At 71.8% G+C, this 26,385-nt stretch carries 21 protein-coding genes and 1 pseudogene; 14 read left to right on the top strand and 8 right to left on the bottom strand.

The genetic code is table 11. From position 1 onward, the window contains the following. Positions 1–86: 86 nt before the first annotated feature. Both ACFKCF_RS28385 and ACFKCF_RS28390 read left to right on the top strand, forming a co-directional pair. Positions 87–511, top strand: a pseudogene (locus ACFKCF_RS28385) (response regulator); the annotation flags it as partial. Positions 512–521: 10 nt separating this feature from the next. Beyond that, entirely contained in the window at positions 522–1,304 is a 783-nt protein-coding gene (locus tag ACFKCF_RS28390; protein ID WP_394498215.1) for a BBE domain-containing protein, read from the top strand. 63 nt (positions 1,305–1,367) lie between these two features. On the opposite strand, the gene ACFKCF_RS28395 is transcribed toward ACFKCF_RS28390, so the two are convergent. Beyond that, a complete protein-coding gene (locus tag ACFKCF_RS28395) occupies positions 1,368–1,928 on the bottom strand; it encodes a GNAT family N-acetyltransferase (RefSeq protein ID WP_394498217.1) in 561 nt (186 codons plus the stop codon). A 157-nt stretch (positions 1,929–2,085) separates the two neighbouring features. Between ACFKCF_RS28395 and ACFKCF_RS28400 the strand changes: the two genes are divergently transcribed. After that, complete coding sequence (locus ACFKCF_RS28400) at positions 2,086–2,583, top strand: hypothetical protein (RefSeq protein WP_394498218.1); 498 nt, start codon at positions 2,086–2,088, stop codon at positions 2,581–2,583. A gap of 152 nt (positions 2,584–2,735) precedes the next feature. After that, positions 2,736–7,463, top strand: a complete 4,728-nt coding sequence (locus tag ACFKCF_RS28405) for a GH92 family glycosyl hydrolase (RefSeq protein ID WP_394498220.1) — start codon at positions 2,736–2,738, stop codon at positions 7,461–7,463. Positions 7,464–7,492: 29 nt separating this feature from the next. On the opposite strand, the gene ACFKCF_RS28410 is transcribed toward ACFKCF_RS28405, so the two are convergent. Continuing rightward, positions 7,493–8,068 carry a TetR/AcrR family transcriptional regulator gene (locus tag ACFKCF_RS28410; protein WP_394498221.1) on the bottom strand — a complete coding sequence of 192 codons (576 nt, stop codon included), beginning with the start codon at positions 8,066–8,068 and terminating at the stop codon, positions 7,493–7,495. Between the two features lie 98 nt (positions 8,069–8,166). Here ACFKCF_RS28410 and ACFKCF_RS28415 point away from each other — a divergent pair, with 98 nt between their 5' ends. Continuing rightward, positions 8,167–9,273, top strand: coding sequence for an FAD-dependent monooxygenase (locus tag ACFKCF_RS28415; RefSeq protein WP_394498223.1), 1,107 nt, complete (start codon positions 8,167–8,169; stop codon positions 9,271–9,273). Between the two features lie 8 nt (positions 9,274–9,281). Here the strand turns inward: ACFKCF_RS28415 and ACFKCF_RS28420 are convergent, their stop codons facing one another. Beyond that, complete coding sequence (locus tag ACFKCF_RS28420; protein WP_394498225.1) at positions 9,282–9,740, bottom strand: MarR family winged helix-turn-helix transcriptional regulator; 459 nt, start codon at positions 9,738–9,740, stop codon at positions 9,282–9,284. A gap of 57 nt (positions 9,741–9,797) precedes the next feature. Between ACFKCF_RS28420 and ACFKCF_RS28425 the strand changes: the two genes are divergently transcribed. Then, positions 9,798–10,580 carry an alpha/beta fold hydrolase gene (locus ACFKCF_RS28425; RefSeq protein WP_394498226.1) on the top strand — a complete coding sequence of 261 codons (783 nt, stop codon included), beginning with the start codon at positions 9,798–9,800 and terminating at the stop codon, positions 10,578–10,580. A gap of 83 nt (positions 10,581–10,663) precedes the next feature. Here the strand turns inward: ACFKCF_RS28425 and ACFKCF_RS28430 are convergent, their stop codons facing one another. Then, the gene (locus tag ACFKCF_RS28430) at positions 10,664–11,404 is read right to left on the bottom strand and encodes a tyrosine-protein phosphatase (protein ID WP_394498228.1); all 741 of its coding nucleotides are present in this window, start codon (positions 11,402–11,404) and stop codon (positions 10,664–10,666) included. A 143-nt stretch (positions 11,405–11,547) separates the two neighbouring features. Here ACFKCF_RS28430 and ACFKCF_RS28435 point away from each other — a divergent pair, with 143 nt between their 5' ends. The 3 genes from ACFKCF_RS28435 (at position 11,548) to ACFKCF_RS28445 (ending at position 13,927) form a co-directional block, all read left to right on the top strand. Continuing rightward, positions 11,548–12,144 carry a helix-turn-helix domain-containing protein gene (locus ACFKCF_RS28435; protein ID WP_394498230.1) on the top strand — a complete coding sequence of 199 codons (597 nt, stop codon included), beginning with the start codon at positions 11,548–11,550 and terminating at the stop codon, positions 12,142–12,144. Between the two features lie 79 nt (positions 12,145–12,223). After that, entirely contained in the window at positions 12,224–12,748 is a 525-nt protein-coding gene (locus ACFKCF_RS28440; protein ID WP_394498232.1) for an RNA polymerase sigma factor, read from the top strand. Positions 12,749–12,769: 21 nt separating this feature from the next. Beyond that, a complete protein-coding gene (locus ACFKCF_RS28445) occupies positions 12,770–13,927 on the top strand; it encodes a CU044_5270 family protein (RefSeq protein ID WP_394498234.1) in 1,158 nt (385 codons plus the stop codon). Between the two features lie 142 nt (positions 13,928–14,069). Here the strand turns inward: ACFKCF_RS28445 and ACFKCF_RS28450 are convergent, their stop codons facing one another. Continuing rightward, positions 14,070–16,307 (bottom strand): Orn/Lys/Arg decarboxylase N-terminal domain-containing protein, encoded by a 2,238-nt coding sequence (locus tag ACFKCF_RS28450; RefSeq protein WP_394498236.1) that lies wholly within the window; start codon positions 16,305–16,307, stop codon positions 14,070–14,072. Positions 16,308–16,447: 140 nt separating this feature from the next. Here ACFKCF_RS28450 and ACFKCF_RS28455 point away from each other — a divergent pair, with 140 nt between their 5' ends. The 5 genes from ACFKCF_RS28455 (at position 16,448) to ACFKCF_RS28475 (ending at position 21,009) form a co-directional block, all read left to right on the top strand. Then, positions 16,448–16,999, top strand: a complete 552-nt coding sequence (locus ACFKCF_RS28455; RefSeq protein WP_394498238.1) for an MFS transporter — start codon at positions 16,448–16,450, stop codon at positions 16,997–16,999. A gap of 119 nt (positions 17,000–17,118) precedes the next feature. Continuing rightward, positions 17,119–18,135, top strand: a complete 1,017-nt coding sequence (locus ACFKCF_RS28460; protein ID WP_394498240.1) for an MBL fold metallo-hydrolase — start codon at positions 17,119–17,121, stop codon at positions 18,133–18,135. A 180-nt stretch (positions 18,136–18,315) separates the two neighbouring features. Next, the gene (locus ACFKCF_RS28465) at positions 18,316–19,470 is read left to right on the top strand and encodes a glycerophosphodiester phosphodiesterase (RefSeq protein WP_394498242.1); all 1,155 of its coding nucleotides are present in this window, start codon (positions 18,316–18,318) and stop codon (positions 19,468–19,470) included. A gap of 184 nt (positions 19,471–19,654) precedes the next feature. Next, positions 19,655–20,083 (top strand): hypothetical protein, encoded by a 429-nt coding sequence (locus ACFKCF_RS28470; RefSeq protein WP_394498243.1) that lies wholly within the window; start codon positions 19,655–19,657, stop codon positions 20,081–20,083. A gap of 263 nt (positions 20,084–20,346) precedes the next feature. Then, a complete protein-coding gene (locus ACFKCF_RS28475) occupies positions 20,347–21,009 on the top strand; it encodes a class I SAM-dependent methyltransferase (protein ID WP_394498244.1) in 663 nt (220 codons plus the stop codon). A 66-nt stretch (positions 21,010–21,075) separates the two neighbouring features. On the opposite strand, the gene ACFKCF_RS28480 is transcribed toward ACFKCF_RS28475, so the two are convergent. The 3 genes from ACFKCF_RS28480 to ACFKCF_RS28490 form a co-directional block, all read right to left on the bottom strand. After that, the gene (locus ACFKCF_RS28480) at positions 21,076–22,653 is read right to left on the bottom strand and encodes an alpha/beta fold hydrolase (RefSeq protein ID WP_394498245.1); all 1,578 of its coding nucleotides are present in this window, start codon (positions 22,651–22,653) and stop codon (positions 21,076–21,078) included. Positions 22,654–22,861: 208 nt separating this feature from the next. Further along, complete coding sequence (locus tag ACFKCF_RS28485) at positions 22,862–24,136, bottom strand: glycosyltransferase (RefSeq protein WP_394498247.1); 1,275 nt, start codon at positions 24,134–24,136, stop codon at positions 22,862–22,864. Further along, positions 24,136–26,373, bottom strand: a complete 2,238-nt coding sequence (locus ACFKCF_RS28490; RefSeq protein ID WP_394498322.1) for a GH92 family glycosyl hydrolase — start codon at positions 26,371–26,373, stop codon at positions 24,136–24,138. Before ACFKCF_RS28490 ends, ACFKCF_RS28485 begins: the two co-directional genes overlap by 1 nt. Between the last annotated feature and the right edge of the window lie 12 nt (positions 26,374–26,385).

Raw genomic sequence — 26,385 nt, forward strand, 5'->3', positions numbered from 1 at the left:
CTGACCCGCGCGTACGAGGTCCGAGGTCCTGAAATGTGCGTGAGATGTGGGTGAAAGGGGCCCACGCCACCTTTGTCCCCATGGGGATGAATGCGCGCGTGCTGCTGGCCGACGACGAGCACCTGGTCCGCGGGGCGCTCGTCGCGCTGCTGGGGTTGGAGCAGGACATCGAGGTCGTGGCGCAGGTCGCCCGTGGGGACGAGATCAGCGGGGCGGTGGCCGAGCACCGCCCCGACGTCGCGGTGATCGACATCGAGCTGCCCGGGATGGACGGGCTGTCCGCCGCCGAGGCGATCCGTTCGCAGTGCAAGGTGGTGATCCTCACCCGCCTGGTACGGCCCGGCCATCTGCGGCGGGCGATGGCGGCGGGGGTGAGCGGGTTCCTCGGCAAGCACGCGCATGCCGAGGAACTGGGCGAGGCGATCCGCAAGGTCCACCGGGGTGGCCGGTATCTCGACGCGAGCTGGTGATGGACGCCATGGCGGTCGGCGACAGCCCGTTGACCCCCCGTCGGCGTGGTCATGTCGTTCACCTTCCGCCTGCACCCGCTGGGCCCGCTGGTGCTCGGCGGCATGATCGGCTATCGGGTGTCCGACGCGCCCGCCGTACTGGACGCCCTGGACCGGCTGCACTCGGCCGGGCACGACGACTTCGCCCCCGCGGCGGTCTTCCTGACGGCGCCTCCGGCGCCGTTCGTGCCCGGGCACGTGGTGGGCCGGCCGATCCTCGCGATCGTGCCCGTCTGGCTCGGCGACCCGGAGGCGGGCGCCGAGGCGATCCGGCCGCTGTTCGAGGCGGCGACGCCGCTGTTCGACGCCGTCCAGCCGATGCCGTACCTGGCGCTGCAGTCGATGCTGGACGACGGCTCGCAGCCGGGGCGGCGCAACAGGTGGTCGGCGGAGTTCGTGCCCGGCCTCGACGCCAGCCTGATCTCCGACCTGCAGGACGCCGCGATCGCCGCGCCGAGCCCGCTGTCGCAGCTGATCGTCTCGCCGCTGCCGGAGGCGGTCAGGACGGCGCCGGACTCCGCCTTTCCCAGCCGCGACGGCGGGCGCTGGCTGGTGCATCCCGTCGGCGTCTGGGTGGATCCCGGCGACGACCCCGCCAACCTCGCCTGGGTGGAGGCGGTGACCTCCGCGATCAGGAAGCACGGGGTCACCGGCTCCTACCTGAACCTGGAGCAGGCCGACGACGACCGGGTGCGCTGGGCGATGGGCGTGAACAGGTACCGCCGGCTGCAGCAGGTGAAGGCGGCCTGGGACCCCGGCGACGTGTTCCGCCACTGCGCCCACGTCAGCCCGTGAGGCAGCCGCCGAGGTCCGCGAAGTGAACCCGCCCGCCCGGACGGCGGGCGGGTGCCGGTCACGCTAGGACGGCTGCCTGGCCGAGCGCCACTCGGGCGCGAGCACCGACCAGATCTCCAGGTCGTGCCGCTTGCCCCGGTGCGGGTAGCTCTCCCGCAGCACGCCGTCCCTGGTCATCCCCAGCCGCCGGGCCACGGCGATGCTGGCCGCGTTCTCCGCCGCGACGACCCACTCGATGCGGTGGATGTCCCGTTCCTCGACGGCCCAGTCGATGATCACCCGTGCGGCCCTGGTCACCAGGCCCTTGCCCGCCGCCGACGGCTCCAGCCAGCAGCCCACCTCCGCGAGCCCTCTCGGGACGTCCATCGTGCGGAAGAGCACGCCGCCGACCAGCGTGCCGTCCGACCAGATGCCGTAGATGCTCCCGGTGTCGGTGGCGGCCTTCTCCGCGTACGACAGCAGCAGGGACCGGCTCGACTCCAGGTCCGTGACCTTGTCCGGCAGCGCGATGAACTGCCCGATGAACTCCCGCCCCCGTTCCATGTGGGCCAGGAGCTCCTCGGCCCGCCACGGCTCCAGCGGGCGCAGCTCCGCGCCGTCCTCGCCCAGGGATATTGCGAACATCGTTCCCCCAACGATCAAAAACCAGGCCATATCGCCAGGAGATCCTCTCACGCGGCAAGCCGGCTCAGGCTGGCGATCCTCCCGAACAGCCCAAAACTGTGCATCCTCCAGCACGCCGACCGGCCGGGCCCGGCAGGCCCCCGACGACACTGCTGCCATGGACACGCATGGCACCGAGGGCGACCAGGAGCGGACCGAGGTCGCCGGGGCCGTGTACGGCTCGCTGCTCGCGGCCTCGGTCGTGGCAGGCAGCGCGGTGGACGGCACGCCGCTCCATGCGGGGGACCTCGTGGTCGTGTTGATCTGCACGGGCGTGGTGTTCTGGCTCGCCCACGTCTACGCCCGGGTGGTGTCCGGCGGAACCCGGCCCCTGACCTGGCAGCGGCTCCGCACGGCCGGCCGGCACGACTGGCCGGTGGCGCAGGCGTCCTTTCCCCCTGCCATCGGCGCCGCCTTCGCCTCGTCGCTGGGCCTGTCCGACAAGGCGGCGACCTGGGTGGCGCTGGTCGTCGCCGTGGTGAGCCAGGCGGCCTGGGCCGTCGCGGCGGCCGTGACGGCCCGGGCCACCGCGCGGGTCGTGGCCCTCTCCGGCGCCGCCAACCTCGCGCTGGGGCTGGCCATCATCGCGCTCAAGACCCTGATCGGCTCCCATTGAGGTATTGACACGGCGCCGCCGATTTGAAAACTTCCTTAACAGATCGGGGTTGACAACGTTGTCATCACTCCTCCTGGGAGACCGCTGTGAGCACCCTCTGGCCTTCCCCGTCCCGTCGTGAACGATCTCTTATGATGGCGGTCTTATGCGCCGTGACCACCCTCGCCCTCGCCGCACCCGCCGCCGCGCTGACCGGCCCGGCCGGACCTGATCCCGTGCCCAACCCGGGCCCTTCGGGCACTCCGGCTCCCAACCCCTCCTACAGCCCGCCCCCCGGCCCGCAGGCCGCCGAGCCGGCTCCGCCCGCGGCGGAGACGCAGCGGGCCGCGCGGGACGGGCAGGCCCTGGCCCAGGCCGAGGGCGCGGCCTTCGCCTCCTCCTTCGAGCCCGGAGACCCGCAGCCGGCATGGATCGACACGCCGGAGGCCGACGCCCGCGGCGTCAAGAAGGCCGCGAACGTCATCGGCACCCTGCCCGGACGCGTCGAGGGCAGCATCTCGGACCGGATCGCCCAGGTCGGCGCCAGCGGCGAGAACGCCTCCGGCGGCGAGGGGAAGGAGAACCTGGCCGACGATGACGCCAACACCAAGTGGCTGGTGTTCGCCGGCACCGGCTGGGCGCAGTACACGCTGTCGGGCCCCGTCGCGGTCGTGCACTACGCGCTGACCTCCGCCAACGACGCGCCCGAGCGCGACCCGCGCGACTGGCAGCTGCAGGGCTCCCAGGACGGGCAGAGCTGGACCACGCTGGACACCCGGACCGGCGAGACGTTCACGGCGCGCTTCCAGCGCAAGGAGTACCGCTTCGCCAACCCGACCGCCTACGCCCACTACCGGCTGAACGTCACCCGGATCGGCGGCGGCTCGACCCTGCAGCTGGCCGAGTGGGAGCTGTCGGACGGCCGGACCGGCCCCACGCCGCCCAGCGACATGCGCAGCCAGATCGGCGCGGGGCCGAACGGCGGCTTCGTGTCCAAGCCGCGCGCCGGCTTCTCCGGCCTGCGGGCGTTCCAGTACGCGGGCAGCACCACCGCCCAGACCGGCGGCCACTCCACCAACAAGGTGTTCGAGGTGGACATCCCGGTCACCGCCACGACGGAGCTGTCCTACCTGGTCTTCCCCGAGTTCACCGCGGCCGATCTGCGCTACCCCAGCACGTACGTCTCGGTGGACCTGGCCTTCCGCGACGGCACCTACCTCAGCGACCTGAAGGCCGTCGACCAGCACGGCGTCCGGCTGTCGCCGCGCGCGCAGGGCGAGTCCAAGACCCTGTACGCCGACCAGTGGAACTACAAGCGCGCCCAGATCGGCGAGGTCGCCAAGGGCAAGCGGATCAGCCGCATCCTGGTGGCCTACGACAGCCCCGTAGGGCCCGCCGGGTTCCGCGGGTGGGTGGACGACATCAAGATCGTCTCGGAGCGGAGGCGGCAGCCGTACGAGGGCCGTCCGGCACGCGACGACCGCAGCCCCGCCCAGTACGTGGTGACCACCCGGGGGACACACTCCACCGGCGGTTTCTCGCGGGGGAACAACTTCCCGGCCACCGCGGTGCCGCACGGGTTCAACTTCTGGACCCCGATGACCAACGCCGGCTCGACGAGCTGGCTGTACGACTACCACCGGGCCAACAACGCCGCCAACCTGCCCCAGATCCAGGCGTTCGCCGCCAGCCATGAGCCCAGCCCGTGGATGGGTGACCGGCAGACGTTCCAGTTCATGCCCTCGGCGGCCGAAGGGGTGCCCGATCCCTCCCGTACCGCCCGCGCGCTGGCCTTCCGCCACGAGCGGGAGGTCGCGCAGCCGCACCTGTACGCGGTCACCTTCGACAGCGGGCTCAGGACCGAGCTCGCCCCGGCGGACCACGCGGCGCTGGCCCGCTTCACCTTCCCCGGCTCCGAGGCCAAGCTCATCTTCGACAACGTGAGCAACAGCGGCGGCCTGACCCTGGACCCGGCCGGCGGTGTGGTGACCGGCTACTCCGACGTGCGCAGCGACCTGTCCACCGGGGCCACGCGGATGTTCTACTACGCCGTCTTCGACCGCCCGGTCACCGGCGGCGGCAAGCTGACCGGCCAGGGCCGCGACAACGTGCTCGGCTACCTGTCCTTCGACGCCGGCGCGACTCGAACGGTCACCATGCGCATCGCGTCCTCGCTGATCAGCGTCGACCAGGCCAGGCGCAACCTGGAGCTGGAGATCGCCGCCTCGGACACGCTGGAGACGGTCAGCGAGCGGGCGCGCCGGGCGTGGGACGCCAAGCTGGGCGTCATCGAGGTCGAAGGGGCGAGCCGGGACCAGCTGGTCACGCTGTACTCCAACCTGTACCGCCTGTTCCTGTATCCCAACTCCGGCTTCGAGAACACCGGCACCGCCGCCGCGCCGGTCTACAGGCACGCCGTGCAGTCGGCGACCAGCACCCCGCCCAGCACGCCCACCCAGACCGGGGCGCCGGTGGCGGACGGGAAGGTGTACGTCAACAACGGCTTCTGGGACACCTACCGCACCACCTGGCCCGCGTACGCGCTGCTCACGCCGAAGGCGGCCGGGGAGATGGTCGACGGGTTCGTGCGGCAGTACCTGGACGGCGGCTGGATCTCCCGGTGGTCCTCGCCCGGGTACGCCGATCTGATGGTCGGCACCAGCTCCGACGTCGCCTTCGCCGACGCGTACCTGAAGGGGGTGACCGGCTTCGACGCTGCGGCGGCGTACCAGGCCGCGGTCAAGAACGCCACCGTCGCCCCGCCCACCCGGCAGGTGGGCCGCAAGGGCCTGACCACCTCCGTCTTCCTCGGGTACACCAGCATCCAGTCGACCGGCGAGGCGATGTCGTGGGCGATGGACGGCTACATCAACGACTTCGGGATCGCGAACATGGCCAGGGCGCTGGCCGAGCGGTCCACGGGGGCGCAGCGTGCCCGCTACCTGGAGGAATACGAATATTTCCGGAACCGGGCCCGTAACTACGTCCACCTGTTCGACCCCGCGGTGCGCTTCTTCCAGGGCAGGAACGCCGACGGCTCCTTCCGGCGCAAGCCGAGCGCGTACGACCCGCGTACGTGGGGCTTCGACTACACCGAGACCGACGGCTGGAACATGGCCTTCCACGTCCCGCAGGACGGCCGCGGCCTGGCCAACCTGTACGGCGGCGCGGACAAGCTGGCCGCCAAGCTGGACGCGTTCTTCGCCGCCCAGGAGACGGCGACGTTCCCCGGCTCGTACGGGGGGATCATCCACGAGATGCGCGAGGCCCGGGACATCCGGATGGGCCAGTACGGGCACAGCAACCAGCCCTCGCACCACATCGCCTACATGTACGACTACGCGGGACAACCGTGGAAGACCCAGGCCAGGGTGCGCGAGGCGCTCTCGCGGCTGTACCTGGGCAGCGAGATCGGCCAGGGCTATCCCGGCGACGAGGACAACGGGGAGATGTCGGCCTGGCAGGTCTTCGGGGCGCTGGGCTTCTACCCGCTGCAGATGGGCAGCCCCTGCTACGCGATCGGCTCGCCGCTGTTCAAGAAGGCGACGGTGCACCTGGAGGGCGGCAGGAAGCTGGTCATCAAGGCGCCGGGCAACAGCGCGCGCAACGTCTACGTGCAGGGGCTGAAGGTCAACGGCAGGGCGTACGACAAGACGTACCTTCCGCACGACCTGATCGCCAAGGGCGGCGAGCTGGTGTTCGAGATGGGGCCGAAGCCGTCACGCTGGGGCACCGGCAAGAACGCCGCCCCGCCCTCGATCACCGACGACGACCGGATCCCCGCTCCGCTGCACGACCTCACGGGGCCGGGGCGCGGCACGGCGTCGGCGGCCGGCGGCGCCGACGTGAGCGCGCTGTTCGACGACGACTCGGCGACCCGGGCGACGCTGCCCGAATGGGTGCGCTACAGCTTCGACGGCGACCGGGAGGCGCGTTACTACACGCTCACCTCCGGCTCCGGCCGGCCGTCCGAGGATCCGTCCGGATGGGTCCTGGAGGGATCCGCCGACGGCACGTCGTGGAAGGTGCTCGACGAGCGGGCCGGCGAGAGCTTCCCGTGGCGGCTGCAGACGCGGCCGTTCAAGATCGCGCATCCTGGCGCGTACGCCCACTACCGGATCAGGTTCGCCGGCGGCACGTCGCTCGCGGAGATCGAGCTGCTCGCGCCCGCGCCGCCCGCCACGTCACCGCTGGTCATCGAGGCCGCCGGGATCTTCGCCTCGCCCGGGGAGACCGTGGCGCTCCCGGTGACCGTGTCCGGCCACGCCGACCGGCCCGCCACCGGGCGGCTGACCGCGACCGCCCCTCAGGGCTGGACCGTCCAACCCTCGGGAGCGGTCGCCTTCGGCCCCATCGCGCCGGGCGCGTCGCAGACCGTGACGTTCCAGGTGACGGTGCCGGCGACGGCGGGTCCCGGCAGCCACCCGATCCGGCTCGCCGCGACCTCCGACCAGGGCACGACCGGCGAGCAGGTGACGGTCACGGTGGTCGGCGACACCGTGGAGTTCACGCCCGGCACGGCGGCCGAGGAGCCCTGGCTCCTGGAGGCCGACGGGTCCCAGCTCGACGGCGAGGTGTTCGACGGGCGCGCCCGTTTCACCGACGGCGACAGCCACGCCACCTACCGGTTCGTGCTGCCGGCCCAGGTGAGCGGGGGGTCGGTGACGCTGGACCTCGGCAACCAGTTCCTGGTGCAGGTCTCGGCCGACAACCGGAGCTGGCGGACCGTGCTGCAGGAGGGCGCCGACGTGCGCGACCTGTCCAACCGCTCGGCGCGCACGCTCGACCTCAACGAGCTGCGGGGCGAGGCCCGTACGTTCTACCTGCGCATCGGGGACAGCCGGCCGGAGAACGGCTGGGGGTCCTGGCTGGCCAGGGTACGGCTGGACCTGCGGCGCTAGCGGCATCCCGCCGACGCGATTGACGGACTTCAACCCAGCCGGGAGGTCAGCGCCCGCAGGCCCGCAAGGACCTCCGCCCCCGTCGGGGCCTGATCCGGGTCGTTGAGCCACTGCGTCATCACGCCCAGCAGCAGCGCGAGGTGCACCGAGCCGACAGTACGCACCTCGCGCTCGGCGATGTCCGCCTCGTCGCCGTCCACCAGGTGCGCGGCCATGCCGCGGCGGCCCTCGCGCTGACCGGCCACGAGCTCGTCACGCAGCTCCGGCGAGTGCTCAGCCTGCACCATGGCCTCCAGATTGGCCAGCCACAGCGTGCGGTGCTCGCCGATCGACACGATGAGCCGCTCCCAGAGCGCCTCGAAGCGCTCATCGGGCGTGGCCGCCTCGTCCACGGCCGCCATCGCGGCGCCGATCTGCTCGCCCCACTCCCGCATCGCCTCCACCAGCGCCGCGTTGAGCAGCGCCTCGCGCGAGCCGAAGTGGTAGCCGATCGCGGCCATGCTGACGCCGGCCGCGGCCGAGATGTCGCGGACGGTCGTGCGCGCCCACCCCTTCTCCTCCAGGCAGCGCCGCGCCCCGGCCAGCAGGTCCTCACGGTTTCCCATGGCGGCCAGCCTAGCACGTACGCGTGAGACAGACGTCTTGCGCATTTGCCCAAATTCGGCGTACGGTTGCCCCACCCCAACCGAGAAGGGAAGTCCCCATGCGGATCCTGATCTCCGGCGGCAGCGTCGCCGGCCCCGCCCTGGCCTACTGGCTGCACCGGCACGGCCACGCGCCCACGATCGTGGAGCGGGCCCCGGCCGTCCGCGGCGGCGGCGCCGCCATCGACTTCCGCGGCAGCGCGCTGCAGGTGCTGGAGCGGATGGGCCTGCTGGAGGAGATGCGCCGGCACGAGACCGGCATGACCGGGATGACGCTGGTCGACGACGCCGGCGCGCCCCTGGCCGAGCTGCCCGCCTCCGCCATCTCCGGCGACCTGGAGGTGCTCAAGTCCGACGTGACGGCCATCCTGTACGAGGCCACCCGCGACACCACCGACTACCTGTTCGACGACACGATCACGGGGCTCGACCAGGACGGCTCCGGCGTCCACGTGACCTTCGAGCGGGCCGGATCCCGTACGTTCGACCTGGTGATCGGCGCGGACGGGATGCACTCGACCGTGCGTCGGCTCGCCTTCGGCCCCGAGTCCCGCTACGTCCGCCACCTGGGCATCTACGGCGCGCTGTTCACCGCCCCCAACCTGTTCGGCCTCGACCGCACGGGCCTGATGCACAACACCGCCGGCCGCAACGCGCTGGCCCTCGCCGCCCGCGGCAACAGCGAGCTCCGCGTCGGCCTGTCGTTCGCGGCCGACCACCTGGACTACGACCGGCGCGACCGCCGGCAGCAGGAGAAGCTGGTGGCCGAGCACTTCGCCGGCGCGGGCTGGGAGGTGCCCCGGCTGCTGGAGGCCATGAGCGAGGCCGAGGAGTTCTTCTTCGACTCCTCCGGCCAGGTGGTGATGGACTCGTGGTCGGCCGGCCGGGTGGCGCTGGTGGGCGACGCCGCCTACTGCGCCGCGCCCACCTCCGGCCGCGGCACCTCACAGGCGCTGATCGGCGCGTACGTGCTGGCCGGGGAGCTGGCGCAGGCCCCGGACCACGCCACCGCCTTCGCCGCGTACGAGAGCCGGCTGCGCGACTACGTCGAGCGCAACCAGCTGCACGGCCGGGCCGCGGCCCGCTGGTTCCTCCAGCCGCCCACCGAGCCCCTGGTGGAGGTGGCCGAGGACGTGGTGCCGCTCAAGGACTACACCGTGGGATGAGGTCCAGGTCAGTCCATGTCGATGTCGTCGAGATGCCCGAGCAGGCGCGAGAGGACCCGGAGGCAGGCGGTGACCTCGTCGTCGGTGAGGTCGCCGCCGATCCGGCGCAGCTCGGCGCGCTCGCGGTCGATCACGGTGGTGATGACGACCCGCCCCGGCTCCGTCAGCCGGATGAGCGACGACCTCCTGTGCGCCGGGTTGGCGACGAACTCGACCAGACCCCGCCCGGCCGCATCGTTGATCATCCGCTGGACGAACTGGCGGCTCAACGCCTGGGCCCGCCCCATCTGGGGGACCGTCATGGGCCCGTGCTCGCGGAGTAGGTTGAGCACGGCCCGTACCCCGACCGACAGCCCCTCGATGGGCGCGTCCTGCTCCACCTTGCGCTGGGCGCGCCGATACAGCGGACCCACCAGGTCGAACACCTCGGTGAGCCGGTCGCCCGGACTGCGGTTCGTGTCGCTCACCTCTCCATGATGACACCTAGGTTGTCATGTTCGCTCGAAAATGACACCCTAGTTGTCATGAAGGATCTGTTCTGGCTCGACACCGGCACCGGTCGCCCCCTCGTCCTGCTGCACGGCGGCTTCGTCGACCACGGCATGTGGGACGACCAGATTTCCCGCTTCGCCTCGCGCTACCGCGTCATCGCCCCCGACGCCCGCGGCCACGGCCGCTCCGCCAACGCCGCCGAGCCGTACCGGCTCACCGACGACCTCGCCGCGCTGCTGCGCCACCTGGACACGGGGCCGGCGGTCCTGGCAGGCGTGTCCATGGGCGCGAGCATCGCGGTCGACACCGCGCTGGAGCACCCGGACCTGGTCGCCGCCGTGCTCGTCAGCGGCGCCGGCACCGGCGAGCCGTACTTCGCCGACCCCTGGACCGCCCGGGCCCTGGCCACCTGGCACGCGGCGATGGCCGCCGGCGATCTGGAGGGCTCGGTCGAGGGCTTCATGCTGTTCGCGGCGGGCCCGCACCGCGCCATCGACGACCTCGACCCCGGTGTCGCCGGCCGCCTGCGCCGGATGGCCAGGGCCACCATGTCCAAGCACACCGCCGGCGAACCCGACCTGCTCGTCCCGGTCCGCGACACCTGGGAGCGCGTCGCCGGGATCGGCGTTCCCGTGCTGGCGGTCAACGGCGTCCTCGACTCGCCGGACCACATCGGCATGGCCGAACGGCTCGCCCGTACCGTCGCCGACGGGCGGGCGATCTCGATCGACGGCGCCGCCCACTACCCCAACATGGAGCGCCCGGACCTCTTCAACGACCTCCTCGAGGACTTCGCGTCCTCTGCGGCAGCGTGAGACGGCCTTCAGCGCGGGCCCCGCCTGGCCCGCGGGACCGGAGCGCCTGGACGCCGTCCTCCCTCTGGCGCCGAGGTCGCCTCCTACCGATGGTCGCCGGCGTGGAGGTACCGGGCGCGGAGTTCTGAGATCAGCTCCTCGTCCACGCCGAGCCGCTCGGTGACATAACGCCGGACGGAGCCGTGAGCCGCCGCCAGGTCGGCCAGGAAGAGCCGCATGATCTCGGCGGGGGCTCTGCCGTACCCGGGCCACTTCGGTTCGCGGCCCGGGTGGGCCGCCCGCCAATCGGCGATCAGCCGGTCGGTGGCCAGCTCGGTCAGCGCGAAGTCCCGCACGATGTCGTCTTCCGGCACCTCCAGCAGGGCCAGCACCAGCGCTGCCACCAGCCCGGTCCGGTCCTTGCCGGAGGCACAGTGGAACACCAGCGGCTCGTCCGCCGAGGCGATGATCTCCAGGGCCTGCCGCAGCTCCGCGACGCCGTCGAGGGCGACCTCGGCGTAGCGGTCGGCCAGGAAGCGCCACGGGTCGGCGTCCGGGTCGATCTCCGCCTGGTCGTAGGGCCGGTGCTCGATGCTGAGGTTGTGGTAGGTCACCCCGTCGTGGTGCGGCACCCGCCCCTTGGCCTCGATCTCCCAGGGGTAGCGCAGGTCGATCACCGTACGGACGCCCAAGCCGAGGAAGCGGTCCCAGTCCTCGTCGCGCAGCTTGGCCAGCGAATCGGACCTGAACAGCCGCCCCCACCGCACCACGCTCCCGTCGGCGGCCCGGTAGCCGCCCAGATCCCGGAAGTTGTGCAGCCGCTCGAACGCGATATGTCTTCTCACGCGGTCACTCTACGACCGCCCCATGCCCGCGTAGTGCTCGGCGATCTCGTCGCTGGTCGTCAGCCATACGCCGTCGTGGCCGGCGACGTACTCGAGCGCCTGATCCAGGTACTTCGCCGGAACGCCTGGCCGATGACGAACGGGTGCAGCGCCAGCGCCATGACCCGCCCGCTCTCGGCGGACTCCGCGTAGGGCTGGTCTCCGGCCCGGCGTGGAAGACGGGCGGCAGCAACCGGGTCATGGAGCTGTGGCGGCCGGGCGCGCTCTTCGGCACCAGGCGCGTCCGGTTGGAGACCGATGACCCGTCGATCACGTTCGCCTGGGCCGACATCGAGGCCCCGCTGCCGCGTGCCGACCCCGCGCTCGCCGCGATCCTGGACGACCACGCGCGCCTGTCCGTCGCGGCCGCCCGGCCGGTGCTGGGCTGGCTCGACCGGTTCCACGCCGTGCTCGAGTCCGCGGTCGCGGGCGGCCCGCCGGGCCTCGACCAGGTGGCCGGGCAGCTGGCCATGAGCCCGCGGACCCTCCAGCGCCGCCTGCGCGACGAGGGCACCAGCTGGCGGGAGGAGCTGGAGAGGCTCCGCCGGCGGCGGGTGGACCGCCTGCTGCGGGAGACCACGCTCAGCGTGGAGTCCATCGCCGCGCGGGTCGGCTTCACCGACTCCCGGGCGCTGCGGCGGGCCATCCACCGCTGGTACGGCCATGGCCCCGCCGCCATCCGGGCCGGCGGCCCGTCGTAACCGGCTCACGCGGGAGGAGAGCAACCGAATAATTCGGTAGGTCGCGGTAATCCAGGAGCGTCCGGAGGGACTACTGGGTGTGGATGATCCCGAGGAACGATTCACAGACCTCTACGACCGGCACTATCGCAGCGTCCTGGGCTACGCCCTGCTGCGGGCCGAGCGCGACCTGGCCGAGGACGTCTCCAGCGAGACGTTCCTCGTGGCGTGGCGACGGCTCGACGACCTGCCGGAGCCGCCGCTGCCGTGGCTGCTCGGGGTGGCGCGCAACCTGCTGGCCAAGCAGCGCGACTCGCGCCACCGGCGGCAGGCCCTGGTCGACCGGATCGTGGCCCTGACCACCCCGCGCGACCAGGTGGCCTGGGACGTGGCCGAGCACGTCATCGACCGGGAGACCGCGCTGGCCGCGCTGTCGGCCCTGCCGGAGCACGACGTAGAGGCCATGATCTTCGCCACCTGGTACGGCCTGCCGCCCGAGCAGGCGGCCTCCGTCGTGGGCTGCTCGGTCCGTACGTACAACGTCCGGCTCCACCGTGCGCGCAAGCGTCTCACCCAGGCCCTGCGCCTGGGCGGCGCGAGCCCGGCCCGCAGCCTCGACTCCTGATCACACCCTTGGAGGACCCTGATGACCGACCGACTCTTCGCCGAGCTCAAGCCCGACGGGCTGGACGAACTGGCCGAGGACGGCTACCGGCGGCGCCGCTCGGCCGACCTGGCCCGCGCCTTCGCCACGCCGCGCGTCAAGCGGCGCTCGCGGCGACCGTTCCTGCTGGTGGCGAGCGCTGCGGCGGCCGGGCTCGCGGCCGCCACCGTGGTCGTCGCCTCCGGCGAGACCCCGGCCCCCAGGACGCCGAGCCCGGGAGTCGCGACCGAGCCGCTGAACGCCCGCTCCTTCCTGCTCGCGGCGGCCTCGACGGCGCTGCGCGAGCCGGACGGGTCCGGCCGCTACTGGTATGTCCGGGAGCGCACGTTCGCGAAGATACAGAACGTGCCGGGCGAGTACATGGCCAAGCTCAAGGCCCTGCTCGACGCGCAGAAGCGCAAGGAGGCGGGGCTCAAGGACGCCCCGGAGCGGCTGGCCGCCGCGAAGAAGGAGTTCGACCGGAAGGTCACGGAGCTGAAGAACGGCGGGACCGCCGAGCCGCCGTACACGGCCTTCGCCGCCGACACCCGTGAGACCTGGCGCCCGATGAAGGCGGGCGAGACCGGCCGCAGCGTGGGCAACCAGGACGTCGACGTCACCTTCGGCTCCCCGCAGGACGAGGCCGACTGGCGCGCGGCCGGCTCCCCCGAGCTGGTCGAGAAGCGGCCCACGACCTACGACGACGACACCGAGCGGATCCTGTCGATCGACAACCCGAGCCTGAACCTGCGCAACATCGCGGACCTGCCCACCGGCGAGGACGCGCTGCGCCGCCGCCTGGACGACCTGTGGAAGCGCAGCCCGAACAGCGCGAACACCGACAAGGCCGGCTACCTCTGGCAGACCGGCGTGGACCTGATGACGGCGCCGCTCAAGCCGGGCACCCGCTCGGCCCTGTTCCGCGTGCTGGCCGACCAGCCGGTCATGACGCTCGAGGGCAGGACCTCGGACGCGCTGGGGCGTACCGGGGTCGCCCTCTCCGCTCCGACGGCGCACGCGCTCACGGTGCGGCTGATCGTGGACGAGCAGTCGGCGGAGCTGCTGCAGTACGAGCTGGCCGAGAAGGACAAACTCCTGCTGAGGGTGGCGCTGGAGGACATGGGCTGGTCCGACGAGCTCGGCAAGCGCCCGGCCGGCTGACGCCCCGGCCGGCCGCCTGTCGCCGCCATGGGGACTCGGCGGCGCCAATCACCGCGGAGGGAGTGCCGGCGTCGACGGTGACGTGCACCACGGCGCCGTTGTCGGCCGCAGTGACCCCCAGCCGGACGTCCCCCCTGGAGGCTCAGGCCTTGACGACCTCCACCCGGTAGCGGCCGTCACCGTCGCGGTGGGCGCCGTGGATCTCGGTGGCCAGGTCGGGGAAGGCCCGGTCGAAGTCCTCCAGCGCCCGCAGATAGGTCATCAGCGGCCCGTCGGCCGGGCCGCTCGCCTCGCCGGGCATCAGCATGGGGATGCCGGGCGGGGTGACCACCACCGTGGCCGCGGCGACCCGCCCCGGCAGGTCGGCCAGCAGGACGCGTTCGGTGCGGGCCCGGATCATGGCCTGGTAGCAGTCGGCGGGGGTCAGCACCGGCTCGGGCAGGGTGGTGAAGACCTGGTCGAGCAGCTTCCCGAGCTCGGAGTCGCGCAGCTTCTCGTGGACCAGGGTGCAGAACTTCTGCAGCGAGACCGCGGGCGGCCCGAAGCCCGGCAGCACCTCCGCCAGGGACAGGTCGTCGTCGTAGGCGCTCTTGAAGTCGGTGAGCGCGTCGATCAGCGTGCCCCACTTGCCCTTGGTGATCCCCATGGAGAACAGCACCAGCAGCGTGTGGTCGCCCGTCTTCTCCACCACGATGCCGCGCCGCGCCAGATAGGCGGCCACGACGCGGGCCGGGATGCCCCAGTCGAGCGTGCCGGTGGCGGCGTCGGCCCCCGGGCAGGTGATCGTCACCTTGACCGGATCGAGCAGGCCGTAGCCCTCGGACATCCCGTCGAACCCGTGCCACGCCGCCCCTGCATTCAGGGTCCAGCACCGGGGCTCGGCGCACAGCAGCGCCGGATCGGCCTCGGCGAACGGGACGGTCCGGCCGGTATGCGGGTCGGTGACCGCAGGGGGCTGCCAGACGCCGAAGAACCAGTCGGGCCGCCGGCCGTCCTCGCGGATGCGCGCGGCCAGCCGCACCATCGCCTGCCGGAACCGGACCGCCTCGACGATCGCCTCCCCGGTGAGGAACGGCCCCGACGGGCCGTCCATCATCGCCGCCGCGACGTCCAGCGAGGCGATCATCGGGTAAAGCGGCGAGGTGGAGGCGTGCATGAGGTACGTCTCGTTGAACGCGTCGTAGTCGACCGGCGCCCGCTCCGCGGGACGGACGTGCAGCATCGCCGCCTGCGACAGCGCGGCCAGGAGCTTGTGCGTCGACTGGGTGGCGAACACGGTGGGGCGGCCGGGGCCGGGCAGCGTGGACTCGTCGATCGCCATGCCGTACCGGCCGGCGTAGAGCGGGTTGAACCGGCCGTAGGCGAACCACGCCTCGTCGAAGTGCAGCCGCGGCACGCTGGCGCCCAGCAGCTCGCCGACCCGCACCGCGTCGTAGCACACCCCGTCGTAGGTGGAGTTGGTGATCACCGCGTACGCCGGCGCTCCGGCGGCCAGGGGATGAGCGGCCACCCGCGCCCGGACCGCGTCCGCCTCCAGCGCGGCGGGCGGGATCGGGCCCGCCAGCCCGAGCCCGTTGCGCTCGGGCACGAGGTAGACCGGGCGGGCCCCGCTGATGGCCAGCGCGTGCTGGACCGACTTGTGGCAGTTGCGGTCGACCAGCACGGTGTCGTCACGGGCGATCGCGTGGTGACCGACGATGCGGTTGGCCGTGGAGTTGCCGTTGACCACGAAGAACGTGCGGTCGGCGCCGAAGACGCGGGCGGCGTTGCGCTCGGCCTCGCCGATCGGGCCGGTGTGGTCGAGCGGCGACCCCAGCTCGGTGACGGAGATGGACAGATCGGTGCGCAGCAGCCGCTCCCCGTAGAAGTCGAAGAACGCCCGCCCCACCGGCGACTTGAGGAACGCCACGCCTCCGGCGTGCGCCGGCGTGTGCCAGGAGTAGCGATGGTGGTCCTCAAGGCGCCGCAGCGCGCCGAAGAACGGCGGCAGGATCTTCTCGGCGTACTGTTCGGCCGCGTAGGCGATGCGCCCGGCGATGAAGCGCGGGGTGTCCTCCAGCGGGAAGACGTAGCCCTGGATGACCTCGTACACCCACAGCGGAAGCTCCTGCTCCTGCGTCATCAGGAAGACGGGCAGGCCGCGGAAGCGCCTGGAGACCGCACCGAGCAGCTCCTCGGCCCCCGGCGCCTCCCACGCCACCAGCACCGCCGACAGCGACGCGTCGGACCCGACCACCGCCAGGGAGTCCTCGGCCCGGTGGGTCCAGCGCACCTGGAGCCCGAGCTCGTCCATCGCCGCGCACACGCGGCGGAGCTGCTCGGCGAGTGCCGAATCGGCGTCGGGACGTTCGGTGACGGCGGCCAGAACCGTTCGCTCCATGCGGCACTCCGTGGTCAGGGGGAAGGGCCGGGAAGGTCCTCCGGGCCCCACGCCATAGTAACCCTGAGGAGTCGAATGGCAACCTGGCGTAGCGGTCGCGACGAGTGATCGTCAAGTATGTGAGAGTAAAGTGTCGGGCCGTGACTGGACGATGGCAGATGATGGTCGCCCTGGGCTTGTGCGTGGCACTCTTCTCCGCGAACTGGACCGCGCTGCACGCGGCGCAGGAGGCGATCTCCAGAGACCTCCACTTGACCCCGGCCGCCGGCGTATGGCTGGTCTACGTCTATCCGGCCGCCCTGTTAGCGGTGTCGATCCCCGTGAAGGGCCGGCTCAGCGTGCTCCTCCTGGGGCTCGGCGCGTTCGGCCTGACCTCGGCGGCGAGCGCGTTCGCCGCGAACGGCGTCATGCTGATCGGCTGCCGGGCCGCGCAGGGGCTGGCGGCCGCGATCGTGCTGCGGGCGGGCTTCGAGCTCGCCAGGGAGCACTTCCGCGGCACCGAATTGTGGCCGGCGCTGGTGATCCCGGTGGCGCTCGCCGTCCCGGCCCAGATCGCGGGGCCCGTGATCGGCGGCGTCGTCACCGAGTTCCTGTCCTTCCGGTGGGTCTTCCTGATCAATGTGCCGCTGATCGTCGTGGCCATGGCGCTGATCGCGCTCTTCACGCCGCGCAGAGCCCCCGCACCCGCCTGACCTGCTTCGATATCGGCTTCCCTATCGAAGCCCCAGCGTTACCAATATTGGACATCGCATGATCGGCTCTGGTCTGCTGGGCGGCACCGACGTCCACCCGTGAAAGCAGGTCCGCCCGCATGTCGTTCGACCAGTCCCACCTGTCCCGCCGTACTCTGCTGGCCGTCTCGGCCCTCCTGCCGCTGGCAGGAGGCGCGGCCGAGGCGTCGGCCGCCACGGCCAGGCGCGCGAAGGACTACTACGACCGCGCGGCCGAGCTGGCCGGCGACGACCCGGTCCTGCGCCAGCTCGTCAAGGCGCTCTCCCCCGGCGCCGCGATCCCGGAGGTGAAGGCCCCCAAGCCGCTGAAGATCTTCGACAACGTGGCCGTGGTGAGCACCGGCTTCGTCTCGGCCACGGCGCTCCTCACGTCCGGGGGTGTCATCCTCATCGACGCGCTGGGCTCGCCGGACGACGCCAAGAAGGTCATCGTCCCGGAGCTGCGTTCGCTGGGAGTGGACCCCTCGACGATCAAGTACGTGGTGGCCGCCCACGGCCACGTCGATCATTTCGGCGGCGCCCAGTACCTCGCCGACCAGTACGGGGCCCGCGTCATGATGGCCCCGGCCGACTGGAACCTCATCGCCGCCGACCGCCCGGCCAACGCTCCCAAGCGGGACCTGGACATCGCCGACGGTCAGCGGCTGACCCTCGGCGACACCACGGTCACCTTCCACCACACGCCCGGACACACGCCGGGCACCGTCTCGCCGATCTTCCCGGTGCGGTGGAAGGGACAGCGGCACACCGCGATGTTGTGGGGCGGCACCAACCCGCCCACCGCCACCCGGGACAAGCGGACCCTCCTCGCCTCCGTGCTCGCCTTCACCGCCCGGATGAGGCAGGCGGGCGTGGACGTCGAGCTGAACAACCACGGGCTCTGCGACAACGGCCTGGCGCGCATGGAGGAGCTGCGCAGCGGGTCGTCCGGGGCCGCGAACCCGTTCGTCATCGGCGCTCCCCGGGCGCAGCGCTTCATGAAGGTCATGGAGACCATGCTGCGCGGCCGGATCGCCGCCGACCGGGAGGCGAGCACCGGCAGCCGGTCGGCGGCCGGGTCCGCCGGACCCGTGCGGTCAACCCCCGACTGCTGCTGACGGCGCGTAGCCGGCCACCGGGACGCTGGGGGGCCTCCGAGCGCGCGCTGCCGGAACGCGTACAAGGCGTCACCGGAAATTCCGGCAATATTGGCCCATAGTCGCATTTCGGTCCTTACCATAATCGCCGCGGCGATCACCGGTGAGAGTCTCCGGTGCAGCTGCCGCAGGGAGTCTCACGTGCGAAAGATCGCGGCCACCACGCTCGCCGTCATCACCCCCCTCGCCGGAGCCGGCGCCGCTCCGGCCGCCGCCCAGGCCACGCCCGACCGGTCCCAGGTCGTCGTCATCGGCCACCGCGGCGCGGCGGGCCACCGCCCCGAGCACACGCAGGGCGGCTACGAGCTCGCCGTGGCCATGGGCGCCGATTGGATCGAGCCCGACCTGGTGCCGACCAAGGACCACGTGCTGGTCGTCCGGCACGAGAACGAGATCTCCGGCACCACCGATGTGTCGCTGCGCCCCGAGTTCGCCGGGCGCAGGACCACCAAGGTCGTCGACGGGCGCAACGTGACCGGGTGGTTCACCGAGGACTTCACGCTGTCCGAGCTGAAGACGCTGCGCGCGGTCGAGCGGCTGCCCGCGATCCGCCAGCGCAACACCGTATACAACGGCTACTACCAGGTGCTCACCTTCCAGGAGGTGCTCGACCTGGCCAAGCGGCTCTCGCGCCAGTACGGCAGGCAGGTCGGCGTCTTCCCCGAGACCAAGCACCCGACGTACTTCAGGTCGATCGGGCTGCCGCTGGAGGAGCCGCTGATCGAGACCGTCAGGCGCAACGGCCTCGACCGGCCGGGCGGCCCGGTGGTGGTGCAGTCGTTCGAGCCGTCCAGCCTCAAGCGGGTGGCCAAGGACCTGCGCGTGCCGCTGTGGCAGGCGCTGGGCACCACCGGCCAGCCGTACGACCTGGCCGCGGCCGGGGACCCGACGACCTACGCGGACATGATGAAGCCCGAAGGGCTGGCGAAGATCGCGCAGTACGCGCAGTGGATCGGGCCGGACAAGTCCTCGGCGATCCCGCTCAACCCGGACGGCAGCTGGGGCACCCCGACGACGCTGGTCTCCGACGCGCACAAGGCGGGACTGAAGATCGGCGTGTACACCTTCCGCAACGAGAACCAGTACCTGCCCCTGCAGCTGCGCCGCGGCCAGGTCGCGACCGACCACGGTGACGCGCTGGCGGAGTACCGCGCGCACCTGGACCTGGGCGTGGACGCGTTCGTCACCGACTACCCGGACGCCGCCGTCCTGGCGCGGGGCGAGCGGGGCAAGCCGCACCAGCAGGTGCAGCCCCAGCAGTTCGACAACGGGCTGCCGGAAGAGGGCCGGCAGTAGGCAGGCGACGGGGCCGCCTCCACACGGGGGCGGCCCTCAGCCGATGACGCCCAGCCCGCCGAGGAGGGCGCTGATCCGATTTCTCACGGTGGTCTCTTTCGCATGGACAGGCACAGCGCCATGATTGTGCGAACCCGGCCGACAGGTCGTCTGCCTTGTGTGACCAGCGGAGATTGTGTTCATTGTGTTCGTGAGACGCCGCCGCCCGACCCTGGCCGGAGAGATGCTGATCCTCCAGCTGGCCATCGTCCTGGTGGTCCTGTTCGCCGTCGGCGCCATCTCGCTGGCACAGTCGGCGGCGACGTTCGACCGCGTCGAGGGACGGCGGGTGACCGCGCTGGCCGAGCAGCTGGCATGGAACCCGCTGCCGCGCGCCCAGATCGACCGGCCGGCGCCGCGCGAGGTGCTCGCCCCGTTGGTGCACTCGGCACTGACCCAATCCGGGGTCACGTCGGTGACCGTGGCCGACGTCCACGGCAAGATCATCAGCTCCACGAACACCACGCTCCTCGACAGCGACCTGCCGCTGGGCGACCCGGGCGTGGCCCAGGCGGCATTAGGGTCTACTACCAGGTCACAGGCGCGACGACTGGAGCGACACCCTTGCCGATGACACCGACAAGGCCAGATCCCCACTCCCAGATGCGCCCTGGCTCGGACGACCCCACACTGATCAGGACATCTCATTTGGGTACAGCTCTCCAATGACCTGGTCGGTCAGACGGTGAGGGGGGATCGGTCCTGGTATCGGGTTCGGCGGGCGCGGCGGTGCCAGCGGCCACCATGGCCGCCACCCAGTCCCAGCAGCAGCTTCTCCCCTGGTTGCCGACGTAAGTGATCGCAATGTCCCGCATCCGCACACCGCGAAGGGAAAGCATGACCTCCAGCACCACTCACGCCACCGGCGATCCGGACCGCCACCACACCGAGGCGGCCCCGGGCCGGCTCGCGCCGAACGACCTCAGGTTGTTCCTCGGACAGTGGCTGCGATCCCCTCTGCGGATGGGGGCCGTCGCGCCCAGCTCACGGCACCTCGCGCGCGCGGTCTCCTGCTCTCTCCCGGAACGCGGCGAGCCCGTCGTGGTCGAGCTGGGCCCGGGCACGGGGCCGTTCACCGCGGAGATCCAGCGCCGGCTCGGCGGCCGTGGCCGCCACCTGGCCATCGAGCTCAACCCACGCCTGGCCGACCTGCTCCGCCACCGCTATCCGGGAGCCGAGGTGATCCAGGAGGACGCCAAGCATCTGCGGCGGCTCCTGGACGAACGCGGGATCGAGCGCGCCGACGTCGTGGTGAGCGGCCTGCCCTGGACCCTCTTCCCGGCCGCCGCCCAGCAGGAGCTCATGGACGCGACGATCGCGATCCTCGGGCCGTACAGCGCCTTCACCGCCTTCACCTACCTCCACGCCGTCCCCCTGAGCTCCGCGCGCCGCTTCCGCGACCTGCTGACGGACCGATTCGAGGAGGTCATCGCCAGCCGTACGGTCTGGCGCAACTGGCCCCCGGCCTTCGTCCTGCACGCCCGCCGGCCCCGATCCTGACGGGAAGACGGCGACGCCGCCCATGGCCACGTAGCCGGGCCATGGGCGGCGTCAGAGGTGGCCGGCTCAGCCGGCCGGCTTGAAGGACGGGGTCATGCGCGACCCGCCCCAGTTGAGCCGGTCGGTCGGCCAGAGTCGTCCAGGCTGCCGCTTGGCCATGATCTCGGCCTTGCCGCCCACCTCACAGCGGAAGCCCTTCGGGGGCACGGTCAGCGAGATCAGGTAGTTGTCGATGGGCACCGTGCTGCACTCGTCCTTGCCGTAGATGCGGTGGCCCCAGCCCTCGTAGGTGAGCAGCGTCGCCTTCGATCCGAGCTGGCGGCCCACGTGGGCGGACCACATGTACGGAGTGGCCGGGTCGTGCAGCGAGTTCCCGAGCAGGATCGGGGCGTCGCCCGTGTACCGCAGCGCGTGCGGCGGGTTCGTCGGGGTCGAGTTGAGGCAGATCGGCAGGTCGTCGTACGGGTACGGGTGGTACCGCACGTCGGGCGCCAGGGTGTTGGAGACGCGCATGAGAGCCGCGTACTCCGTGTAGTTCCGCACCCGGAGGTTGTAGTCCTGGCACAGGATCCGGGTCGGCAGCTCGGCCACGTCGCCCTCGACGGGCCCCCGGCCCGGCAGCGGCGGCACCCACGACGGCTCGGGGCCGCCGCTCAGCCAGTTGATGACCTCGCTCAGCGTGCGCCAGTCGGGCCCCTCGGTGCCGAGCGCGGCGTTGTAGATGACCTGCAGCTCCGTCATGGGCTTGCCCGGGGCGGTCGGGTAGTACAGCTCCCCGCGCCGCGCCTTGGCCAGCAGGTCCTTCCACATCGCGCGGACGTCACGCCCGTGCAGGACGCAGCTCTCGTCGGCCTCGCACCAGCCCACGAACTCGTCGAACGCGTCCTCGACCGCGACCGCCTCGGTGGCGAGGAAGCCCGCGACGCCGAGGCTGTGGTCCATGTTGCTGTCCAGCGCGAGCGCCCGGATCCGGTTCGGGAACATCTCGGCGTACATCTGGCCGATCAGCGTCCCGTACGAGATGCCGTAGTAGGTCAGCTTCTCCTCGCCGAGGGCGGCGCGCAGGGCGTCCATGTCGCGGGCCACGTTGCGCGAGTCGACGTGGTCGTACAGAGGGCCGGTGCGCTCCCGGCAGTCCTTGTGCAGCTTCTTGGTGAAGGCGTCCCAGGCGTCGAACTCGGCCTGGGAGGAGATGACGGTGTGCGGCATCTGGTTGTACACCGACGCCGAGCAGATCACGGGGTGACTGCGGCCCACGCCCCTGGGGTCGAAGCCCACGATGTCGAAGCGCTTCTTGAGCTCGTCGGTGAACCAGGTGGCGCCGTACACGGACTCCACGCCGGACCCGCCGGGGCCGCCCGGGTTGATCACCAGGGAGCCGATCCGGGCCGCGGGGTCCGTGGCCTTGCGCCGGGCGATGGCCAGGTCGATCTTCTCGCCGTTCGGGTTGGACCAGTCGACCGGGACGGCCAGCTTGCCGCACTCGGCGGAGGGCTCCTCCTCGCAGGGCGCCCAGGCGATGGTGCCTGTCGTGGCCTCCCCCGAGGCTCCGTCCCGGGTGGCCGCGTTCGCGGCCGGCGAGACGGGCAACAGCGCTGCTAACGCCACGAAGGCGGCAGCCAGCACAGAGTACTTTCGTCGCACATTGCTCCAATCGTTGTCGGCTGGCCCCCGCGCGGCACGCGGCCGACTCTGATCATCCCCGTCGACGGCCCCGTGGCCCGGCGGCGCGCGGCGAGCGCGCACGCCATGGGCAGGCCGAGCGCAACATCCAGCCGATCCATACGTTCGTGCGTACGTCCTACCACGAAACATATGGGCGTGTTCATGACTTAATGAGACATGTCCTAAATCAGCAAGAAGCCGCGGCAGGTGTCTCCTGTGGGAACAGGCTGTCGAACACCGCGACCCGGTCGAAGGACATCGCGTGGGCGCGGGCGCGAAGCTCCAGATCCTGCCGTTCGGCGGCGGGCATGTCGAGGACCACCCGGTCCACGGCCGCGACCAGACCGGCCACGTCCCCGGGTTCGATGACGACGGCGGTGTCGCCGACCGCCTCAAGCGTCCCGCCCGTCGTGGTGGTGACGATCGGCCCGCCGCCGGCGAGCATCTTCTCGGCCAGGGCGATGCCGAACGTCTCCACGAACTCGGGCTCGGGCTTGGTGGGCAGCACGTAGGCCGCGCAGCCGCGCATGAGCAGCGGCTTCTCCTGGTCGTCGACGTCGGTGAAGAGGACCACGCGATCGTCGCCGTCGGCCGCCGCGCGCACCTGATCCAGCGCCGGGCCCGTGCCGACGACGGCCAGTTTCACGCGCGAGCGGCAGCGCATCCGGCCGAAGGCGGCCAGCAGGTCGTGGATCCCCTTGGCCCGGGTCACGCGGGACAGGAACAGGATGTATCCGTCACGCTCCAGGCCGCGTCGCGCGAGCGCGGCGTCCACCTGAGCAGGGTCCAGGTCGAGGAAGGCGGCGGAGTCGATCGGCGGGTAGCTGACGGTGACGCGGCGCCGGCACTGCTCGGCGAACGTGGTGCCGCAGTGGGCGTCCACCTGCTCGGCCGAGGCGACGATCTCCTCGCGGGTGTACTCGGAGACCGCGACGACCTCGTCGTTGGCCAGGAAGGTGGTGAACAGCACGGTCGCCGCGCCGAACCGGCCTTCCCGCAGGCACGAGCGGATCACGTTGGTCACGTCGGAGCCGACGGCTTTGGCGATGGTGTGCACGTCGGGCGCGAACCCGGCCGCCCGCGCGGCCGCGACCGCGTCCACGACCACCGCGGTGTGCGGAGCGAGGTACATGGACAGGCAGGTCGTGGGTAACGGCTCGGCGAGCAGCTCGACGAGGCGGCCGGTGAGCCCGGCCTGGTGGCGCCCGTCGGGCACCCGGTAGTCGCCGACCGGTTCCGGCCGCTCCACGGTGATCCCGGCGCTGTACGGCAGCAGCCGGTCCAGCGGCTTGAGCGGCAGCCCGGCCGCCTGCAGCGTCGGGATCGGCCAGGTCAGCAGCCGTACGTCGGTGAACCCGCGGGTCAGCGCCACCTCGGCGAGGTTGCGGGCCTCGCCGGAGTGGCCGCAGATGACCGGGTCGGCCCTGACCACGATGACGAGACGGCGGCGGGGGGTGGTCATCACGGTTCCTCCGGTGTGGCGGGCGGATCGGACAGGGACGGCGGGCGGATCCTCCGGCCCCACGCCGACGGCTCCGGCCCCAGCCGCAGGTGCAACCGGCCGCCCCGGTGCACGGTGGTGGCGCTCAGGTGGGTCGCGTGCAGGGGTTCGCCGTTGAGGGTCGCCGACTGTACGTACTGCGCCGGCGGGTCATGATCGATGCCGTCGACTCCGGTCGGCGTCTCGCGGTGCCCGCTGGTCTCGATGACGAACTCGTTGCCGCCGGCCCGGAGCACGGCCCGTTCGAACGCGGGGGCGTTGACCAGGAACAGGTTCTGCCCGGCGACCGGGAACAGCCCCAGCGACGCCCAGACGTACCACGAGCTCAGGCCGCCGGAGTCGTCGTTACCGGGCAGCCCGCCGGGACCGGTGCCGAACTGCCAGGTCAGCGCCGCCTGCACCACCTGGGCCGTGCGGTCGGGCCGGCCTGCGTAGTGGTACGCCCACGGCGCCTCCATGTCGGGCTCGTTGTTCAGCCCCTCGAACCGGTTGAGGGCGTAACCGGCCGCCATCTCCGCCGCCCTCGGACGCCTGCCGGGCTGCGTCACCGGCGCGGCGCCGAAGCCGAAGAACCGGTCCAGCTTGTCGATGAAGGCGGCGTCGCCGCCGGCCAGGGCGATCCTGGCGGCCATGTCGTGCAGCAGCCTGAACGAGTAGTTCCACTTGCCGCCCTCGTAGAAGTCCGAGTCGCGCAGCAGCCCCGTGCCCGCGTCGAAGGCGTTGGACCAGTGGCGGCTGCGGTCCTCGAGGTCGGCGGCGAGGCGACGGTCGTTCAGCGCCCGGGCGACCTGGGCCGTGCAGTGGTGGGCGTAGGCGAGGTCGAGGGTGTGGGTGATCGGGTGCACCACCCCGTGCTCGAAGAAGTCCTCGCCGTACATCCGGCGCAGGTCGTCGACCATGTGCACGAGCGCCCAGTTCCAGTCCAGGCCCCGGAGGCCGAGCGCGTGGGCGTCGGCCAGCGCGGTGTGCGCGAGCGCGCTGGCCTGGCGGAAGAACCGGTCGGCGCCGCGGGACATCCGGTATCCGATCGGGAAGTTGCCCTCTTCCTCGCAGACCCGGATCAGCGACTCCAGCAGGTCGGCGGCCCGGTCGGGGGCGACGGCCGCGAGCAGCGGCAGCTGGGTCTTGTAGATGTCCCACATGGTGCACACGTCGAACGCGAACGGGCCGGGCGTCGGCCAGAACGGGCTCTCGTCGTCGGCGACGCACGGCTTGATCAGCGCGTGGTAGAGCGCCGTCGCGAACACGGTCCGGCGGGCCGGCGTGCCGCCCTCGACCTGGACCCGGCCGAGGTGGTCGCCCCAGCGGGCGCGCGTCCTGGCACGTACCGCGTCGAACGCCGGCTGCCCCGGCCGGCACTCGCGCTCCAGGTTCTCGCGCGCCTGGTCGCACCCGCGCAGCGAGAACCCCAGCCGTACCTCGATGGTCTGCCCCGGCGCGGCCGGGCCCATGTAGAGCATGCCGAAAGGGCGCAGCGTGGTGTGCCGGATGCTGTCGAAGTCGAGGCGCGTGCCGCCGTCGATGAGCCGCCGGTCGTACCAGAGCATCTGCCGCCAGCCCGGGCTGTCGACGTCGACGACCACCGACAGCGGGACGCCCTCCATCACCACGGTGCCCTGGGTCCGCCCGTGCCCCATGCTCTCCACCTGGGCCCGCAGCGGCACCGTACGGCCGAGCTCGATGTCCAGGCCGCCGCAGGACAGATCGATCACCACCCGGGCACTGCTGTGCTCCGGGAACGTGTAGCGGTGCACGGCGACCTTGGCGCCCACGGTGAGCTCGCAGCGAACCCCGGTGTCCAGGGTGGCCGCGTAGTAGCCCGCCTCCGCCACCTCGTCGTGCAGCTGCCAGGCCTCCCCCAGCGCGTCCAGCGGCTGCACCATCGGCGTGACCCGGACGTAGTTGTAGTACTTGCGGATCGCGCCGGTGCCGGACTGCTGGAAATGGGTGAACCCGGACGCCTGCAGCCGCTCCAGCATCTCCTCGGGCACGCCTTCGGTGTTCTTGGTGTATCTCCCGTACCCCGTCGGGTACGCGCCGGAGTAGGCACAGGCCGACACCATGCCGAGCGGCGAGGTGGCCCCCGGATGAGTGTTGCCCACCTGCGGTTTCGGCCACCACCAAGTGGCGGCCAGACCACGTGCCCGGGGCAGGTCGGTCGCCGACGTACCGATGAATGGATCGACGTTGTCGAGGATGGCGGGACTCTA

The sequence above is a fragment of the Nonomuraea sp. JJY05 genome (assembly GCF_043496855.1).
Lineage (GTDB): Bacteria > Actinomycetota > Actinomycetes > Streptosporangiales > Streptosporangiaceae > Nonomuraea.

Coding starts and splice junctions, on each gene's coding strand:
- ACFKCF_RS28390 (WP_394498215.1), top strand. CDS start 522: ATGTCGTTCACCTTCCGCCTGCACCCGCTGGGCCCGCTGGTGCTCGGC.
- ACFKCF_RS28395 (WP_394498217.1), bottom strand. CDS start 1,928: ATGTTCGCAATATCCCTGGGCGAGGACGGCGCGGAGCTGCGCCCGCTG.
- ACFKCF_RS28400 (WP_394498218.1), top strand. CDS start 2,086: ATGGACACGCATGGCACCGAGGGCGACCAGGAGCGGACCGAGGTCGCC.
- ACFKCF_RS28410 (WP_394498221.1), bottom strand. CDS start 8,068: ATGGGAAACCGTGAGGACCTGCTGGCCGGGGCGCGGCGCTGCCTGGAG.
- ACFKCF_RS28415 (WP_394498223.1), top strand. CDS start 8,167: ATGCGGATCCTGATCTCCGGCGGCAGCGTCGCCGGCCCCGCCCTGGCC.
- ACFKCF_RS28425 (WP_394498226.1), top strand. CDS start 9,798: ATGAAGGATCTGTTCTGGCTCGACACCGGCACCGGTCGCCCCCTCGTC.
- ACFKCF_RS28445 (WP_394498234.1), top strand. CDS start 12,770: ATGACCGACCGACTCTTCGCCGAGCTCAAGCCCGACGGGCTGGACGAA.
- ACFKCF_RS28450 (WP_394498236.1), bottom strand. CDS start 16,307: ATGGAGCGAACGGTTCTGGCCGCCGTCACCGAACGTCCCGACGCCGAT.
- ACFKCF_RS28460 (WP_394498240.1), top strand. CDS start 17,119: ATGTCGTTCGACCAGTCCCACCTGTCCCGCCGTACTCTGCTGGCCGTC.
- ACFKCF_RS28475 (WP_394498244.1), top strand. CDS start 20,347: ATGACCTCCAGCACCACTCACGCCACCGGCGATCCGGACCGCCACCAC.
- ACFKCF_RS28485 (WP_394498247.1), bottom strand. CDS start 24,136: ATGACCACCCCCCGCCGCCGTCTCGTCATCGTGGTCAGGGCCGACCCG.